The organism is Brachyspira murdochii DSM 12563 (assembly GCF_000092845.1).
Taxonomy (GTDB): Bacteria; Spirochaetota; Brachyspiria; order Brachyspirales; family Brachyspiraceae; genus Brachyspira; species Brachyspira murdochii.
On sequence record NC_014150.1, the window covers coordinates 1,155,240 to 1,172,438 of the forward strand.

The 17,199-nt window shown below is 28.1% G+C and carries 19 protein-coding genes; 1 reads left to right on the forward strand and 18 read right to left on the reverse strand.

Features of this window, described 5'->3' with window-relative positions:
* From lnt to BMUR_RS05035, 13 genes are all read right to left on the reverse strand, one after another.
* Entirely contained in the window at positions 1–2,283 is a 2,283-nt protein-coding gene (gene lnt / locus BMUR_RS04980; protein WP_013113508.1) for an apolipoprotein N-acyltransferase, read from the reverse strand.
* A 95-nt stretch (positions 2,284–2,378) separates the two neighbouring features.
* Positions 2,379–2,834, reverse strand: coding sequence for a bacteriohemerythrin (locus BMUR_RS04985; protein ID WP_013113509.1), 456 nt, complete (start codon positions 2,832–2,834; stop codon positions 2,379–2,381).
* An 83-nt stretch (positions 2,835–2,917) separates the two neighbouring features.
* The gene (gene hslU / locus BMUR_RS04990; RefSeq protein WP_013113510.1) at positions 2,918–4,279 is read right to left on the reverse strand and encodes an ATP-dependent protease ATPase subunit HslU; all 1,362 of its coding nucleotides are present in this window, start codon (positions 4,277–4,279) and stop codon (positions 2,918–2,920) included.
* Between the two features lie 3 nt (positions 4,280–4,282).
* Positions 4,283–4,813, reverse strand: coding sequence for an ATP-dependent protease subunit HslV (hslV, locus tag BMUR_RS04995; protein WP_013113511.1), 531 nt, complete (start codon positions 4,811–4,813; stop codon positions 4,283–4,285).
* Positions 4,814–4,984: 171 nt separating this feature from the next.
* Positions 4,985–5,443 carry a hypothetical protein gene (locus BMUR_RS05000; RefSeq protein WP_013113512.1) on the reverse strand — a complete coding sequence of 153 codons (459 nt, stop codon included), beginning with the start codon at positions 5,441–5,443 and terminating at the stop codon, positions 4,985–4,987.
* 73 nt (positions 5,444–5,516) lie between these two features.
* Positions 5,517–6,233, reverse strand: a complete 717-nt coding sequence (locus BMUR_RS05005; protein WP_013113513.1) for an ABC transporter permease — start codon at positions 6,231–6,233, stop codon at positions 5,517–5,519.
* 355 nt (positions 6,234–6,588) lie between these two features.
* Entirely contained in the window at positions 6,589–7,281 is a 693-nt protein-coding gene (locus BMUR_RS05010) for an ABC transporter ATP-binding protein (protein ID WP_013113514.1), read from the reverse strand.
* A 109-nt stretch (positions 7,282–7,390) separates the two neighbouring features.
* Positions 7,391–7,525, reverse strand: coding sequence for a streptolysin S family TOMM toxin (locus BMUR_RS15260; RefSeq protein ID WP_104618768.1), 135 nt, complete (start codon positions 7,523–7,525; stop codon positions 7,391–7,393).
* 79 nt (positions 7,526–7,604) lie between these two features.
* Complete coding sequence (locus BMUR_RS05015) at positions 7,605–8,339, reverse strand: hypothetical protein (protein WP_013113515.1); 735 nt, start codon at positions 8,337–8,339, stop codon at positions 7,605–7,607.
* A gap of 12 nt (positions 8,340–8,351) precedes the next feature.
* A complete protein-coding gene (locus tag BMUR_RS05020) occupies positions 8,352–9,017 on the reverse strand; it encodes a CPBP family intramembrane glutamic endopeptidase (protein ID WP_013113516.1) in 666 nt (221 codons plus the stop codon).
* Complete coding sequence (locus BMUR_RS05025; RefSeq protein ID WP_013113517.1) at positions 8,992–10,338, reverse strand: YcaO-like family protein; 1,347 nt, start codon at positions 10,336–10,338, stop codon at positions 8,992–8,994. Before BMUR_RS05025 ends, BMUR_RS05020 begins: the two co-directional genes overlap by 26 nt.
* A gap of 52 nt (positions 10,339–10,390) precedes the next feature.
* The gene (locus BMUR_RS05030) at positions 10,391–11,482 is read right to left on the reverse strand and encodes a streptolysin associated protein SagC (protein WP_013113518.1); all 1,092 of its coding nucleotides are present in this window, start codon (positions 11,480–11,482) and stop codon (positions 10,391–10,393) included.
* A gap of 52 nt (positions 11,483–11,534) precedes the next feature.
* Complete coding sequence (locus BMUR_RS05035; protein ID WP_013113519.1) at positions 11,535–12,560, reverse strand: SagB/ThcOx family dehydrogenase; 1,026 nt, start codon at positions 12,558–12,560, stop codon at positions 11,535–11,537.
* Between the two features lie 163 nt (positions 12,561–12,723).
* Between BMUR_RS05035 and BMUR_RS05040 the strand changes: the two genes are divergently transcribed.
* Positions 12,724–14,271 (forward strand): bifunctional metallophosphatase/5'-nucleotidase, encoded by a 1,548-nt coding sequence (locus tag BMUR_RS05040; protein ID WP_013113520.1) that lies wholly within the window; start codon positions 12,724–12,726, stop codon positions 14,269–14,271.
* A 63-nt stretch (positions 14,272–14,334) separates the two neighbouring features.
* Here the strand turns inward: BMUR_RS05040 and BMUR_RS05045 are convergent, their stop codons facing one another.
* From BMUR_RS05045 to BMUR_RS05060, 5 genes are all read right to left on the reverse strand, one after another.
* Positions 14,335–14,763, reverse strand: coding sequence for an ankyrin repeat domain-containing protein (locus BMUR_RS05045; protein WP_013113521.1), 429 nt, complete (start codon positions 14,761–14,763; stop codon positions 14,335–14,337).
* A 122-nt stretch (positions 14,764–14,885) separates the two neighbouring features.
* Positions 14,886–15,668 (reverse strand): nucleoside triphosphate pyrophosphohydrolase, encoded by a 783-nt coding sequence (gene mazG / locus BMUR_RS05050; protein ID WP_013113522.1) that lies wholly within the window; start codon positions 15,666–15,668, stop codon positions 14,886–14,888.
* A gap of 18 nt (positions 15,669–15,686) precedes the next feature.
* A complete protein-coding gene (locus BMUR_RS05055; RefSeq protein WP_013113523.1) occupies positions 15,687–16,196 on the reverse strand; it encodes a hypothetical protein in 510 nt (169 codons plus the stop codon).
* A 14-nt stretch (positions 16,197–16,210) separates the two neighbouring features.
* Positions 16,211–16,348, reverse strand: coding sequence for a hypothetical protein (locus tag BMUR_RS14725; RefSeq protein WP_013113524.1), 138 nt, complete (start codon positions 16,346–16,348; stop codon positions 16,211–16,213).
* 140 nt (positions 16,349–16,488) lie between these two features.
* Positions 16,489–17,196, reverse strand: coding sequence for a flagellar filament outer layer protein FlaA (locus BMUR_RS05060; protein WP_013113525.1), 708 nt, complete (start codon positions 17,194–17,196; stop codon positions 16,489–16,491).
* Between the last annotated feature and the right edge of the window lie 3 nt (positions 17,197–17,199).

The window sequence follows — 17,199 nt, forward strand, 5'->3', positions numbered from 1 at the left end:
TTAATGCTGCTTATTGTCTTTTTTCAGATCATTATTTTTTTTTATCTTTTTATCTTTGTTAAAAGTTTCTTCATTTTCTTCTATAATTGTAGTTAAAGCAGAAGAAATATCAGAGGTAAATTTATTATCATCAAATATGCTGTAATCTTTTGAATCTTCTATTATACTAGTCATTTCCTTTGTATAATCTGTATATTTATCAGAAAACAAATCTATTTTAGTATTATTTTCAGTGTTTATATTAGAGTTTTTTATATTATTATTTTTGGAGTTTTTATTTATTATTTGAGTATTTGTTTTTATTTCTGAAGTTTTTTCTTTTTTCTTAATTACAGCTTCCTCTATATCGTCCAAGCTAGGCAGGTCATCACTTGCTTCATTATTAATATACTCATCTACTTTTTTAGCCGAAGGAATCACAGCAAATACAGCCTCATTTTCTGCCGACTGCTTTAGAAAGAAGCGTTTTTTGATGATTTCTTTTAATTCAATTAAACTTTTAGCAGTAGCAAAAAACAAAAGAACTAAAATACCAATAAAACAAAGAAATACGAACCACTCTCCGAATCTTGTATATATAGTTATATCACTATTTAATGCCGCATTAGCAACCATATAATCGGGTTTCCAAAAAGGAAGGGTTGATATAATTTTACCAGTGCTTGATATATGACCAGTAACCCCGGAATTACCATTATGAACTATATCTCTTCTATTTTCTACCGCCCTAAAAACAGACATATAAAAATGCTGGAGAAGAGATTCATCACTATAAGACCAAGCATCTTCAGTAAGTACAGCCAAAGTCTGAGCCCCATTATATACAAACTTTCTAACAAAATCTCCGAAAGCACTTTCAAAACAGATAATACCAGAAAAAGTATATCCGTTAGGGTGATTGAATACTGTAATACTTCTTCCTCTATCCCATCTATTGGCACCAGCTTTATCAAACTGGGCATACATAAAGTTTATAATATTTTTGAAAGGAAAAGTATTTAAAAGAAACTCATTATCCTGAAAAGGATATGATTCTCCGCCTGGTACAAGTTTTATTTTAGAATACTCTCCTATAACATTACCTCTGTCATTAATAAACTCAATCCCATTATAATATTTATATGGATTATATGCATTTTCATTGGTATCTTCTTTTATTATAGTAGTACCTAAAAGATGATATGTTTGAGTATACCTAATCATATCATAAAGTATATATGTATTATAAATACCCGGATAAATAGAATTGGAAACAAGCCCGTAATCAAAAATTTCTTTGTATTCATTTATATAGTACCCGTATGAATCAAGAGTAACAGATTCCGGATACACTATTAATGAAGGTTTTGAAAGTGCTGCATCTCTAGCTAAGTTTGCCACTCTTCTCACTGAGACTGTACCATTTTGAGTTACTCCGTCAGGTTTTTCTTCATTTTGAAATTTTTCAGGTTTTAGAAGGAATTTTTCTGCAAAGCCCTGTATTCCTTTAGAGTTTCTACGGTAAGGCTCACCTGTATATATATTATTCCAATATATATTTGGGTCAAAAGATTTCTGTATAAGAGCAATTCTAGTTTTAGGCTGAAGCGTTCTTTTTGATTCTTCTATATTAATTTTCACTGCACCATAAATAATAATAACTAAAAATGATAATATAAATACAATAGCTGGTATATATGGTTTTTTGTATTGATACTTTTTTGAAATATTTCTTTCTGAAAAGAAAAGCAAATAATGAGCTATAACAGAGTTGCAGAAATACACAAAAAAGCTAATACCAAGCACTCCAAATATATCAGCAGACTGCAAAAATAAAGAGAAATTCCACTGCGAATATCCTATAATACCCCACGGAAAACCAAGATATCCGACATTTCTCATATATTCCATAAATGTAAATACAAGCGGTACAGTAATAAACCTAAATGCAGGAAGTTTTTTTGATAAGAAACCGCTTAAAAGCATTGCTGGAAAATAAAATAAGAATATTATTAAAAATAATATAGTAAATAATGTCAGAAAAGAAACTATAGCCTCAGTTTCTTTCAGCATAAAAGCAGTTACCCACATAAGCAGATAACCAAAAAACACAAGTACGAATATAGATGCTGATATTACATAGTATCTAAGTTTATCGGATTTATATATTATAATGTCAAGAGGCACAAGTGCAATAAACGAAATAGGAAAAAAATTTAATGGCGGAAAAGCCAAAGACAAAAGTATAGCACTAATAATACTTAATATAATTACACCAACCGTGTATGAATTACCTTTCGACACTTATAAATTTTCCTATTTTTACACAACTCGCTCTATAAAAAAACAATAACATATAAACTTAGAACATTTATCATATATAACAGCGTACTTAAATATTAATTATGACCTTCTTTTTTCTTTAAGGCTTCCTTAATTTCGTTAACAAATTTTTTATCCTGAAAGCCTATATGCTCTAAAAGCCAATCTTTTAGGAATTTGATAAATTTGTTAGCAACAAAAGGCTGACCTTCTTCATATTTTCTAATTTGGTCAACTATTTCCAAATAGAAACTCTTATGCATAGCTTTATGATTTTCTGCATCCGAGTAATTAATAAGATCCATTATTTTTTCTTCTGTTTTGAAATGGTACTGAGTATAGTCAATACATTTCTTTATGGCTTTGATAAAAGCTTCATTAGTGTTTGCACTATTATCAACTGTTGCCAAATAAAGCTCATTAACTATATTTACCAATTCTTTGTGCTGGCTATCTATTAGTTTATGTCTTGTTTCATACAAAGGCACCCATTTAATAAATACCGTAGTTTCTTGTTGTTCATTGTTATCCATCATAAACTCCAATTAATTTTTCTTATACATTATCTATTTTATAAAAAAAAACCAAAAAATCCATACTATACAACAAAATACTGTTACAATATATATCTGCTTATGTCCCTGTTGTCCTCAATGTCTTTCATAGCATCTTTTATATTATCGGCATTAATTTTTATAAATTCACCTTTATGTTCATCTGCACTGAAAGAAATTTCTTCAAAAACCTTTTCCATAATGGTATAAAGTCTTCTAGCTCCTATATTTTCCACATTAGTATTAATATTATAGGCCATATCTGCTATAGCTTCCAAGGCCTCTTCCTCAAACTCTATAGTAACACCTTCTGTTTTTAAAAGTTCCTGATACTGTTTAGTGATAGCATTTTTAGGATTAACCAATATATCTTTAAAATCATCTTTAGATAAAGCCTTTAATTCCACTCTTATAGGAAATCTACCCTGAAGTTCTGGAATTAAATCCGAAGGTTTATTAATATGAAAAGCACCTGCTGCTATAAATAATATATGATCTGTTTTTATGGGACCATATCTTGTATTAACAGTAGTACCCTCTACTATAGGAAGTAAATCTCTTTGCACACCATGACGGGCAACATCGGCACTGTCTGTTTTATTTCCGCTTGCTATTTTATCTATTTCATCTAAAAATATTATACCCATATTTTCAGTAAGACTCAAAGCATCTGAAGTTATTTTTTCCATATCTATAAGAGATTCTGAAGCCTCATTTATAAGATGTTTTTTAGCCTCTTTTACTCTCAAACGTTTATGCTTTTTGCTCTGAGGCATAATACTTCCAACCATAGACTGAATCATATCATTTTCTTCAAACCCCATACCCGGAATTATGCCGAACATTCTATTCTGACTGCCTGTTATCTTTAATTCCACATAACTTTCATCAAAATCACCATTAGCTATACGTTTTTTTATCTGTTCTTTGGCATTTTTCTTTTTTTCCATCTCTTCTTCAGATACATTTTCATTTTCTTCTTTTTTTACAGAAGGAAGAAGAAGTTTTGCCAATTTATCCAAAGCTATATCAGTAGCCTCTTTTTCAACCTCTTTCATCATAGCAGTTTTAAGCTCAAATATGGCAACATTAACTAAATCTCTAACCATACTCTCAACATCACGTCCAACATATCCTACTTCTGTATATTTAGTGGCCTCTACTTTGATAAAAGGAGCATTGACAAGTTTTGCAAGCCTTCTCGCTATTTCTGTCTTTCCCACCCCAGTAGGTCCTATAAGTATAATATTTTTTGGTGCCACTTCATCTTTTAAATCTTCTGGAAGATGACGTCTTCTGTATCTATTTCTCAAAGCTATAGCAACCGAACGCTTAGCCTCTGTTTGTCCTATTATATATTGATCTAGTGCTTCAACTATCTTTCTAGGTGTAAGCTCGCTTTCTAATTTCGCATCAAATGACATAATTTACTCTATAACCTCCAAAGAAATATTGCTGTTAGTGTATATACATATCTGAGAAGCTATTTCAAGTGCCTTTTTAGCTATTTCTTTAGCTGAAAGGTCTGTATTTTCGCATAGAGCCATAGCAGCAGCCTTAGCATACTGTCCGCCGCTTCCAATGGCTAGTATATTATTCTCACTTTCTATAACATCTCCATTACCAGAAAGTAAAAGCATTTTATCTTTGCTGGCTACTATAATAAGTGCCTGCAAATTTCTAAGCATTTTATCGGTTCTCCATTCGCGTGCAAGCTCAACAGCTGCTCTTGTAAGATCACCCGAAAACTCCTGAAGTCTTTTTTCAAATTTTTCAAATAATGTAAATGCATCGGCAGTAGAACCTGCAAAACCAGATATAACTTTACCGCCGTATAATTTTCTTAGTTTAACAGCATTAGGCTTCATTACTGTTTCTCCTAATGTAACCTGTCCGTCGCCTGCTATTGCTGTAATTCCATTTCTGCATACTGCACATATGGTAGTGCCTTTAAACATATTTTTCATTCCTCTCAATTAATATATTGTATCTTATATTGTATTATATATTTGTTTCTATTGCAAATTTATTATATATATTTTTATTACTTATAATATGAATTCAATTATAAAAATCTGCAAAAAAGGAGGCTTATGCCCCCTTATAGTTATTCATATAAAAAATAATTACTAAGCTTTATTAAATACACCTTTATATGTGTTACTTTTTTTATCTGCTTCTACTGTATAACTTACATTTGCTGATGTTGTAGTAGTTGAATCTGAAGTTTCTTCAAAAGTAATAATAACTGTATATTTTCCCAATATTACAGTATCATCATTAGGATCTGTCTCATTATATATAGCAGTATATGTACTTCCTGTTTTTATTATCCAAGTAGATTTATAATTAATTGTCTTATCAAGCTCTCTATCATAAAAATCCATAGAACCATCATCTTTAACAGTGAAATAAGATCCATTTAATTCTGCTGCACTGCTATTTCTATCGGCATTCCAAGTGCCTGCATATGTGCTATCTATTCCTGTTATACCGCCTGTAACATTGCCTGCTGCCTCTTTTAATTTTTCACAGCCTACTGCCAAAAATGATACGAACAATGTTAATATTAATAATTTTTTTAACATTTGCTTCCTCCAAATTAGATTATTAAATTCATATTAATAAGAAAATGATTTTTTGTCAATACTACATTTAAAACTATTTATCAGCATACCTGAAAGTATTAACAGCTAAAAGCAAAGCAATTATCAAACATATAATTAAAACAGATATACCTATAAAATATGCATGAAAATCAAAATAAAAAGCTCCCCTAAATGCATTCAAAAAATACTGAAAAATATTTAATTTGCTTAAAAACTTTACTATATTAGGGGCATTATATAATGAATAATATCCGTCGCTTAAAAACATAGAGGCCATTAAAATAATATTATACAATATACTAGCTGTTTCATTATTTTTTACAAGACTGGAAACAAAAAAACTTATAAATATATAAAGTAAAGAAGCTATTATTATTACAGGCAGAAATAAAAAAACAGATAAAAAATCAAACTCTATCTTAAAAAATAAGACACAGACAAAAAATACAAATAAACTGCTTATAATAGATATTATCACCCAAGCACATGATAAACTTATAATATATTTGTATAAAGGAAGCGGTGTTACTTTAAGCAAGTTATAAACCCCTCTCCTTCTCTGACTTAATACATTAAAACTCGTAGTCATAAAAGAATAGGCAAGTACACTTACACATGTCATAGCTGTGAGTATATGAATAGTGTAGCTTTCCATATTAAAAAAAAGCCCTAGTGATATAACTATTACCAAAGGAAAAAATATTGACCAGAATATAAGAAAAGGATCTCTTATAGCTTTTTTCATTGTAAGTTTAAATATTGTTTTCATAGTTATTCTTTATTTATTATTATTTATTATAAAATTTTTAGTATATACTGAAAATTTTTAAGTTTGTCAACCGCGAGCTCTCCCTCATCTTCGTTCGGTACGCTTCGCGGGCACCTTCCCGCACGGTATTGTTTATTCTTTATCAAATGTCAACTATACGTGCGGCTGATTACCTATTATTATACAAAACAAGTAATTTATCCTACATATAAAACATAATTAGCACTATTTAGCATTATTTTAGACTTGCACTTTTTGCAACTTTTGGCGAAGCCCGCAGAGCGAAGGCGGGAAAAAGTTGAATAAAAAAATTTACAAACTTGAAAATTTTCAGTATATAACCCAAAATTATAATTTAATAATTAGTAATATGCAGATAAAGTTTCTCTAAATTGTCAAAATTATATTTACTTAAAAGTTCATCTTTACTTCCGCTTTCTAATATCTCTCCTTTATATAAAAATACTATTCTATCAGCAATATCTTCCACCTCCTCTAAATCATGAGAAGTAAAAAGAATTGTTTTATTATTGTAAGCAAGCTCTTTTATCATATTTTTTACATTATATCTTTCTCTTGGATCCAAACTTGCTGTAGGCTCATCAAATATGAGTAAATCTGGGTTTTGCATAGTAGCTATCATTATGGCAAGTTTTTTCTGCTCGCCTCCAGAAAGTTTAATAGCTAAAGTCTTGGCATTAAGAGAATATTTATTAAGCATATTATTTATCTCTTCATCTGTAATTTTTATATCATAAAGAGCTGAAAACATTAATATATTATCTCTTACAGTATATCCTTCAAAAAAAGGTGTAGACTGAAGCTGTACTCCTATATGCTTTTTATAATTATCTATATTTATTTTTAATTTGCCCTTGTCTGCTTTTAATATACCTAATAATATATTAATAAGTGTAGTTTTTCCAGAACCATTAGGACCTACAAGTGCTGTAACTTCGCCTTTATTTATATCAAAATCTATTTTTTTTAATATTGTATTTTTATTAAATTTTTTTTCTATATTTCTAGCACTAATCAAACTTTCCATAATTAAGCAGTTACCAAATTTTATCAATTATTATAAAACCCGCTGCATTAATAATAAAACTATCAATACAGCAGGCATTAAAATTTATTATAACAATTATTATAATAAATTAATTGTTTGTTGTAGTTGTTACATTAACACAACAAGAACAACAACAAGAGCAGCAACATCCTCCAGGAGTCAATACAACAGATTGGCTTTTTAGAGAACATGTTGTGCGTACTTTTGAAGAATATTTAATCATATCAACAACTCCTTTTGATGTTTTTTATATTAAACTCTTTATATAAAAATATTCATATAAAGAAATTAATACCAGTAATTTAAGAGTACCTGCGTATATTTTCAAACTGCCCAAAATAATACATTGTAAAAGCTATATTAGCAAATATTGGCGGCATCAAACTTCCGCTGTACTCAAATGCAAGTCCATTAACAAAAGTAACCACCAAGCAGGCTATAGTAAATATAAATGCCTGTTTAATACTTGTTACTCTGAAAATTTCTTCTAAAGAGAATAACATACCTGATATGAAAATAGTAAAAAATAAATTTGATAATTTACTCTTTACAGCCAAATATATTACTCCGTTAAAAAATAAGCATTTTATTATACTTGATAATATTATCAATATCCATTTAGGATTTATTCTCGAAGAGTAAAGCAAATCAACTGAAGGCACTGATAATATATTATTAAATATAACGTTAGCCCTTATATCTTTATTAATCAAACTCAATACTGACATAATTACTTCAAAAGCAGAAATAACAGCAAAAATATTAATAAAAATATAAATTATATATCTTCTTTCTATATATAAATATAACAAAATATTTTGTTTTTTCAAAATGCTTATAAGCAAAGCAAAAACAAACATAAAAATCCAATATATATAAGTACTTACATAAACATGCATCTCGTCATATTCTAATTTATTATGATTCATCAAATTAAAGCATATATTATTTATTATATTGTTATGCTCTAAAAATTTTATTAAAATACCTAGTATAAAAGATACTAATATATACGGAACAATTTCTAAAAATATCAATTTACCCTCTCTTTAATTATATATATTATATTTCTTTAATTTTCTTAATGATAATATATACAAAATAGTGTTTTGAAAAAAGTGGCATAAAGCAGGCAGCGTTATATTAAAAGAAGAGTAAACAAATAATAAAGAATATATAAGTCCCGCAATAAACTTCTGAAACACAGCATTAGCACCAAAATATATATGATTAAGAGCATATATAAAAGATGAAAGTATAATAATAGTAAAAATATTAACAGAAAATATATTATAAGAAATATTAAAAAATACCTGTCTGAAAATAATCTCTTCGCATAAAGCACCTATAAATATAATTATAATATCAATAAATATATTCTTTTTTTCTACTATCTCATGAACTTCTATATTTTTTATCCAAACTCCATACTTAATAAAATGAATAATAATACCTTCAAATAATTCTAACGCTATACATACAAAAGAAAATATAAAAGCTGTAACAATAAAATATATATTAGCATTATAATTAATACTTCCAATATATCCAGTAAAAAATACCATTATCACAAATAATAAATAACTCAAAGCATTAGGAAGCATTCTGCTTATCTTATAAAAATTTAACTTTATAAATATTCCAATCAAAGAAGTAGGGAAAGAAATAGCTACAAGAACAAGCAATGCACTAAGGTAATGGATGCGGGAATTCATTATTTGATATTCCTCCGTTTTGAATTATCCTAGGGTGATTACTATAAGGAAAAGCAGGCATAGACATCTGCACAAGCTCTGGTATATAAACTCTCATAACACAAAAATCTTTATTTTCTATTTCAGAAGGTGTAATATCCAAATAAACAGCATATTTTGAAATATTATAAAGACCTTTTAATAAATATTCCAGATCTTTTTGAGTATTAACTTCAAGATTTTTATATTTCTTTAATTCAATTTTTTCTGAAATTTTACTATTAATAAAGTTAAGTTTTTTATCTTTATTTTCTAAATTAGCCCAATAATTAACATTGCTGTCAAGATTAAGATAATTTTTTTCTGATACAGTTTCCAAATAATCACTAGGCATAGATAATGCTCCGTTAATATTTAATGTAAGTATAGCCAAAGCCTCCATAAAAGCCCTATATATTACCTTTCTAGGATTAAGCCCAGAAGAAGCCCCTACAGCAATATAAGGAGCTTTTTCACTCTTGTTTATAAGCATAACAGTAAAAACATAGCCTAAATTATTATCAGATGTATAATCAAATACCCTTATTTTATAATCAATATCTTTAAGAATCATGTTAATAGCTTCATTAAGTATATCATCATCAATAATGACTTCTTTAACTTTGCTTTTTGTATACCATTTTATCATACAAGAATCACATTCTATTATCTCATTAACAGCAGATTTTAAAGCAAGACAAATATTTTTATGACTGGCACTTCCCTTTGAAAATCCGCCTATAAATACTTTCTCTTTTTTATCTCTTCTTATTATGTGTGATAAAAAGAAATTCTGTGCCGGTACATAATATTCTTTTTTACTATCAAATAAAGACGGAAGTAAAACCCAAGAAAGTACATCATCTTCTGTAATGTTTTCTAAAATGCCTATATTATTTAATTTGTTTATATCATCATCTGTATATATTTTAACATATTCAAAAGGTATAACATTGTCTGGATATTTTTCTTTTAATTGATTATAAGAAGAATATTTAAGTTTATCTTCAAAATATAAATTTGAAGTAAATAAAGCATACCTCTCAATACCCTCACCTAATAATCTTATAATAGCTTCATCTCTATAGATACCATATCCTGAAAGATGATAATTTACCAAAGCATTATCTCCTAACAATATCTTATGATAATTAGGAAGCATTGCAGTACAGGTATTAATATTTTCAGCAATCACAGAATTAGCCTGCATTATAATAAGAGAATCCATTATACCTGTCTGATGTCCGCAAATAGAATTATATTTATTTAAAATATTTTTATGACTTGGGTAATAATTAAGCATATACTTTATCCGTTTTTGTTTAACAATTTATTTTTTTGGCATTTATCTTTTATCATTTCACTATAACCTTGCCTGCAAACTTTTCTATAACCTCTTTTGATGAAGTATACATCTCATTATATTTTGCCTTACTTATATGACCGCAAGCTGGACAGAAAGGCACTCTAAGCAAATCCTGAACTTGAATTTCTATAGAAGGTATATAAACATTAATAACACGTCCTGCTAGTTTGCATTTACCTATTGCCGCAAATAAAAATGCCTCGTATAAAGCAATAGATGTAAAACTTTGCAAAATAGGCGTTATATAAGTTCTTTTATTTTTTATTTTAAACTTCATAGTCTGCTTAACAAATTTATTATAAACTGATAAGCTTTCATTTCTTGCTATTACTCTGTTTTCAAAGCATTCATAACAAGCTGTTTCTTTTCCTTTTATAGTTGTAATATTTAAAAATGGTCCGTCTAATATTGATATAATTATCGGTATTGATTTATCAAGAAGAAGTCTATTAATATTTCTAAGCAAATTAAGTCTTGGTTTCTCTATACTTATAACTACACATGATATATTACAAAATAGCTTTAATAATTCTTTTTTTATTTCTATATTTTCTATAGCATCAGTTGTATCAGTAAGATTAGATTTTTCTATTTTTTTTATATCATCAGCACTCATCATATCAACATTTATATATATATCTTTAGATACTAATAAAGCATAATCTTTTAATCTATCATTATCAGTTATAAACATTATTTTATTTTTCTCTATTTTGCTTTCATCGGCAATATCATAAAAATATTCGCCTATAAGTTCATAAAGAGTATTTTGCATATTATTTTTTTTATCATCATACTCTAAAAATCTGTTTCCAATCAAAGAAGATATAATATCATTTAATAAATTGCTGTCATTTTCATCTAATGAGAATTTTTTTACTATATCATCAAAAGATATAAGTTTATCATCAAAAAGTTCATTTGCAATAAATGTTATAACTTCTTTCATATTATCATTTAAATCATCTAAAGTTAAAGAAGCCTCTTCAAAGTTCCATATGCCCTTCCTAAATCTTATCTCATCATCAGAACTGAAAAAAATGCTTACATTATCATAAAGTTTAATATTCTTTTTAGCCATACCAAATCAACCTGTTATTTATTTTTTTATTTTTTATATAATTTACATAAAATCATTTTGAAAGCAAAGTAAGATGCACAACATGATTAGTTTGTCCGTCAATATTCAAAAACTCTTCAGATAAAGTCTTATTAAATCCTCCAATATCGCATGCTAAAATACCGCTTGCTGCTGCTGTAAGCTGTATATTTTGAGCAATTTCTCCAGTTTCTATCAATGCAAACTGAAGTGCCATATCTCCATACTTCCTAGAGTTTTCATATAAACTATAAACATAATAAATAGATAAAGCCGTTTTTCTTAAATCTATGCCGCCTCCGAAAACATTGCTGTTATAATAATTCTCTAAATCTTTATCACTAAATAATTTAATTTTTTCAAGAGAATGAGTAAAAGGCATGTATTTGTATATTCCTTTATCCAGATTATTTATATTAAGAGCCGCTATATAAAGATATATAGGATAAAGCCCGCCTCCAGACGGAGCTGTACGGAGCTTTGATATATATTTATCACCAAAAGTTATAGTGCTATACTCATCTTTATTTAGTTTAAAATCAAAATCACCAGAAATACCGTCTCCATAGTATAGAAGTGTAGATAAATCACTTAAAGTAAGAGGTTTACCCTTAAAGTCTCTCCTGCTTCTTCTCGATCTTATAACAGATCCTATAGGAGCATTAATATTTTTATAAGGAGGAAGTTTTACAGCATTTCCTTTTTTATGAGCTTCTTCTTCAAGCAGCACTCTATTACTTAAAGAAGCCTCTATAGGAAATGAAGAGTAGCCTGAAACATTATACAAAACCGATAAATCTATTGATGATTTTTTTGAGTTGAGTAGATACTCTTCGCTTATATTTCTATTTGCCTCAGAATGCATAGCCCCCCTGTATGAGGATTCAGCGGTTTTTATTCCTATAGTATCTGCATACATAGAAATTGGAATATTTGAAGAAAAATTTACAACACTAAAAAGTAATGGTATCTCTCTTGCCTCAAGTTCTTCTTTGCTTATTTCTATTTTTTTTATTTTATTATTCTTCTCTTTTTTATCTGTCTTCTTAATAATGCCCATAAAATTTTTTCCGCATATATAAAACTTAATTAAATATAATAACCAAATATAATAAATTTCATAAAAATATCCAGCAATTATTTTTTATTGTATTGAAAACAAAAATAAATTGTATATAATTTTAATAATATCATAAAATTTTTTTCTTTTGAAGGAGAGCAATATGAGAAAACAATTTATATTTGCATTCATATTGATTACAGTTATTTTATTTTCATTTTCTTGTTCATCTTCCAAAAAAACTGGAAATACTGGAACTCTTACTATAATACACATGAATGATACACATGGTAAAGATGAAGAAGAAAGAGTTGTAAACAAAGAAGTAAACCCGCCTGAAACTAATTATATGTACGGAGCTGCAAGAAGAGCTTCTTACATAAAACAAGTAAAATCTACCAATAATAATGTATTAGTTCTTCATGCTGGAGATACTATCACTGGAAGCGTTTATTCTACAGTATTTCAGGGAAGAGATGAAGCAGATATAATGAATATGATTGGTGTAGATGCTGTAACTGTGGGAAATCACTTTATAGATTACGGACTCGATAATTTTACAGAAATAATGAAAGAAAGAAAATTTCCAACACTTTCTATCAACATAAAAAATAAAACTGATAATAGTTATTATGCTAAGCCTTATATAGTTACAAATGTTAATGGTCTTAATGTTGCTGTAATAGGGGTAACAACTACAGAGCCTGTTTATAGTTCTTCAAGTGTAAAAGATTTAGTATTTGAAGAAGAAATACAGGCATTAAAAAACTTTATAAAATCAACCCCTCTTAATACCACTAATGATGTTACAATATTATTAAGTCATATAGGCTATGAAATGGATAAAAAAGTGGCAGAGGCCATGCCTAATACATTTGATATAATAATAGGCGGACACAGTCATACAGAACTTGAGGAAGCTGATATTGTAAATGGTACACCTATAGTGCAGACCGGCTGTTATGGAAAGTATTTAGGAGATATTAATTTAAGCGTTAGTAATGGAACTGTAAATAGTTTTGATTATAAATTGGTATTGATGGATCAGAATATAGAACAGGATAAAGATATGCTTGCATTTATTGATGAGATGAAAGGTACTGTTGATAAAGAGTTTAATGTAAGAATAGGTACTTTGCCTGTTGAACTTCCTCAAGACGGAATAAGAACTAATTCTATGGCTATAGGAAATTTTGCCTGCGATTTGGTGCTTGATTCTTATGATAATATAGATATAGCCATAGTAAACTCAGGGGCATTAAGAACATCTCTTCCTTCAGGAGATATCACATTAGGAAAAATACAAAATGAATTCTTCCCTTTTAATAATCAGGCTGTAACTCTTTCATTAAACGGTAAAGATTTGCTTGATATGATAAAAATATCTGCTAAAAAGATAGGAAGCGGAGGTTTTCTTCAGTATTCAAGGGGTGTTGAAATAGTATATAACGCTCGGGGAGAATTAATATCTGCCAAACTAAACGGAGAGGATATAACAGAAAATAAAGATTATAATATAGTAATGTCTGATTATATTTTAGACGGCGGAGACGGATATATTGACAGCGAAAATAATCCTATAGGAAGAAAAGGAAAAAATATTATCATAACTGGAAATGATATAAGAGATGCTCTAATATCACAGATAAAAAAACTTGATAATATACCAGCAGATTATATAGATGAAAAACCTAGAGTAATATTTGAATAAAAACTTAAATAAAAATAAGAGCCTAATTTTATAATTAGGCTCTTTTTATTAAAAAAAATAAAATTATTTTTTAAATAAATGCATATAAGGAGCATTCATTATCTCGGCAAGCATCATAGCAGAAAAATTAGCCTCTTCTCTGTTATAATCAGCCCCATTATCCAAAAGTATTTTAATAACTTCTTCCGGCTGGTTTTTAATAATTGCCAAATGAAGCGGGCTTACTCCTCTTTCGTTAATAGCATTAACATCGGCTCCTTTAGCAATCAATGCAGATACAACATCAGGACTAGCTATTTGAACCGCCAAATGAAGACAGCTTATTTTATTGTCAGCATAATTAACCTCTTCCTCTGTACTTTTATCTATAATCTCCAATACCTTTTCAACATTTTCCTTCATGTTAAAATTTTCATCGTCTTTCTTCTTTAATATTTTTGAAAGTAAATCATATAGCTTAGATCTTTTGTACAAATTAGCATTAATAGCCATTAAACAAACCCCATCATTTAGTGTTTTATTATTATAATATAAACTTAAAATTCTTGCAATAATAATACAAATAAAGCAAAATAAGAATTTTGCTATTTTAATTTATATATTCTGTAAATATATTATTTTTCTCTCTCTTGTTTTTTATATTCATTCCAAAGATTATCCATCTCATCTAATGACATATCTTCAAGTTTTTTATTCATATCATATGCTTTTCTTTCAACATAATTAAATCTTCTTCTAAATTTTTCATTAACTTTTATTAAAGAGTTCACCGGATTGATTTTATTCATACGAGCAAAATCAAGAACTGTCATAATTAAATCTCCTATTTCCTCTTCCAGATGCTCTTTATCTTTTTCATTATAAGCCTCTTTAACTTCCGAAAGTTCTTCATCTATCTTTGCAAGCGAATCATCAATATTTTTATATTCAAATCCTACACCAGCAGCCTTTTTCATCATCTTATAAGATTTTTCCATTATGGGAAGTGATTTAGGAATACCATCAAGAACGCTTTTAAAACCTGAATTATTTTTCTCTGTTTGTTTTATTTTATCCCATTGTTTAAGTATCCCCTCAACATCTTTAACATCACTGTCCCCAAATACATGAGGGTGTCTTCTTATAAGTTTTTCATTAATATTTTTGCAAACATCATCTATATTAAATTGATTTTCATCTCTTGCAAGCTCAGAAAAAAATACTACATGCAAAAGCACATCTCCAAGCTCTTCTTTTATATTCTCATAATCCTTGTTGTTTATAGCCTCTACAAGCTCATAAGATTCTTCCAAAAAACATGGGATTAAACTTTCAAAAGTCTGTTCTCTATCCCAAGCACAGCCGTTTTCTCCTCGTAATCTTTTTATTATAGATACCAATTCTTCAAATGAATTCATAATTTTAACCCTATATATTTAATTGATTTTCGATCTTTTCATATAATTAATTCTCTTTGGTTCTAATATAGCGTTATATATTACAGCATTCTTTATGTCTAATGAAGAGAGCATATGATTAACATGAGTTTTATTTTCTGATACTTTAAAATCATTATTACTTACATCTTCTTTTATATTATTAATTTTAGATATTTTAGAATTATATTTTTGCTGAAGTTCTAATATTTCTCTGTCATTATTTGAAATTTCATAATTAGTTGTATATACATTTTGATGTTCAGTATTTTTTCTCAAACTATCTTCACTGTAATTTTTTAAAGATTCCATATTTTTTTTAAGTTCTTTGAATATTTCCTCTTCATTATTATTAATTTTTTTATGAGTATAAGTTTTTTTATTATTATTTTTCACTGTATTTTTTGATTTAGGTTTTGTATTTTCTTTATTCTTTTTATTGGCTTTTTGTACAAGAGATACTATAGCCCATATTATACCTATTATTATATATATAACTAATTCTGACATAAAAATCCTTATTATCAAATATCTTTTTCATCATTATTATTTGTATTTTCTTTTTTATCTTTTTCTGCTCTGTTATTAACTATTCTAGTTGTAATAGAATATACAGCAAGAAGCACAAAGCCAATAATTAATAATATATTTATATGCGACATATTAACACTCACTTAATAATATTATTTATAATGCTTTATAGTTTAATATATAATTGCATTAATTTCAAGTTATAAAAAACAAAAAGGCGAAGTACATAATAAATACTCCGCCTTTAATATTCTCATTTGTTATTTAATTATTACCAAGTGTCTAATGGATCATCTTCTTCTCTATAAGTTTCTAAGTACATATCTGTTTTAGCCATTAATTGATCAAAATAGATATAGTATTTACCATAAGAATCTCTAGGATCAACTTTAACATGTATACCCATAAAGCTGATACCTTGTTCTACCTGACCTCTAAAATCTTCTTGTTTTATATTAGCAGGAACTTGAACAGTAATATTTTTCCAACCCATAAAGTTAAGAGCTTCATTACCAACAGCCTGAGGTTTTCCATTTATATCATAAACATAGAAACTCATTTTATTATTGTGGTTACGTCCTGCTACCCAAACGCTAATTTCTTTAGTATAACCCGGAATTTTAACTGGTCTAGGAGGAGTTACAGAGAACCAAGGATAACCAGTTCTGAAGTACTCTACTTTAGCACCCAAAATATATTTATTATTTTCAGCACCTTCAGCTACTACATCAGCAGGACCGCCTTCACGACGAATGATGCTAACTACACCGTAATCTCTAGGCATAGAAGCCTGCCAAGTATTAGCAAATTCAAAATCATCTATTAAGTAATTAGTAATAGCTTCAGTTACAAAATTGTTGCCATCTTCACCTTGCTGATTTTGAGTAGTTTGCTCACCTGTTTGAGCCGCATCTTGGGCAAACAACAAGAATGCAACAGTTAGAATTAACATTGTTATCAAGATACTTAATCTTTTCATATT

Coding starts and splice junctions, on each gene's coding strand:
- BMUR_RS05055 (WP_013113523.1), bottom strand. CDS start 16,196: ATGTCAGAATTAGTTATATATATAATAATAGGTATAATATGGGCTATA.
- BMUR_RS05020 (WP_013113516.1), bottom strand. CDS start 9,017: ATGAATTCCCGCATCCATTACCTTAGTGCATTGCTTGTTCTTGTAGCT.
- BMUR_RS05040 (WP_013113520.1), top strand. CDS start 12,724: ATGAGAAAACAATTTATATTTGCATTCATATTGATTACAGTTATTTTA.
- mazG (WP_013113522.1), bottom strand. CDS start 15,668: ATGAATTCATTTGAAGAATTGGTATCTATAATAAAAAGATTACGAGGA.
- hslV (WP_013113511.1), bottom strand. CDS start 4,813: ATGTTTAAAGGCACTACCATATGTGCAGTATGCAGAAATGGAATTACA.
- BMUR_RS05045 (WP_013113521.1), bottom strand. CDS start 14,763: ATGGCTATTAATGCTAATTTGTACAAAAGATCTAAGCTATATGATTTA.
- BMUR_RS15260 (WP_104618768.1), bottom strand. CDS start 7,525: ATGATTAAATATTCTTCAAAAGTACGCACAACATGTTCTCTAAAAAGC.
- BMUR_RS05025 (WP_013113517.1), bottom strand. CDS start 10,338: ATGCTTAATTATTACCCAAGTCATAAAAATATTTTAAATAAATATAAT.
- BMUR_RS14725 (WP_013113524.1), bottom strand. CDS start 16,348: ATGTCGCATATAAATATATTATTAATTATTGGCTTTGTGCTTCTTGCT.
- BMUR_RS05005 (WP_013113513.1), bottom strand. CDS start 6,233: ATGAAAACAATATTTAAACTTACAATGAAAAAAGCTATAAGAGATCCT.
- hslU (WP_013113510.1), bottom strand. CDS start 4,279: ATGTCATTTGATGCGAAATTAGAAAGCGAGCTTACACCTAGAAAGATA.
- BMUR_RS05000 (WP_013113512.1), bottom strand. CDS start 5,443: ATGTTAAAAAAATTATTAATATTAACATTGTTCGTATCATTTTTGGCA.
- BMUR_RS05010 (WP_013113514.1), bottom strand. CDS start 7,281: ATGGAAAGTTTGATTAGTGCTAGAAATATAGAAAAAAAATTTAATAAA.
- BMUR_RS05030 (WP_013113518.1), bottom strand. CDS start 11,482: ATGGCTAAAAAGAATATTAAACTTTATGATAATGTAAGCATTTTTTTC.
- BMUR_RS05035 (WP_013113519.1), bottom strand. CDS start 12,560: ATGGGCATTATTAAGAAGACAGATAAAAAAGAGAAGAATAATAAAATA.
- BMUR_RS05060 (WP_013113525.1), bottom strand. CDS start 17,196: ATGAAAAGATTAAGTATCTTGATAACAATGTTAATTCTAACTGTTGCA.
- BMUR_RS04985 (WP_013113509.1), bottom strand. CDS start 2,834: ATGGATAACAATGAACAACAAGAAACTACGGTATTTATTAAATGGGTG.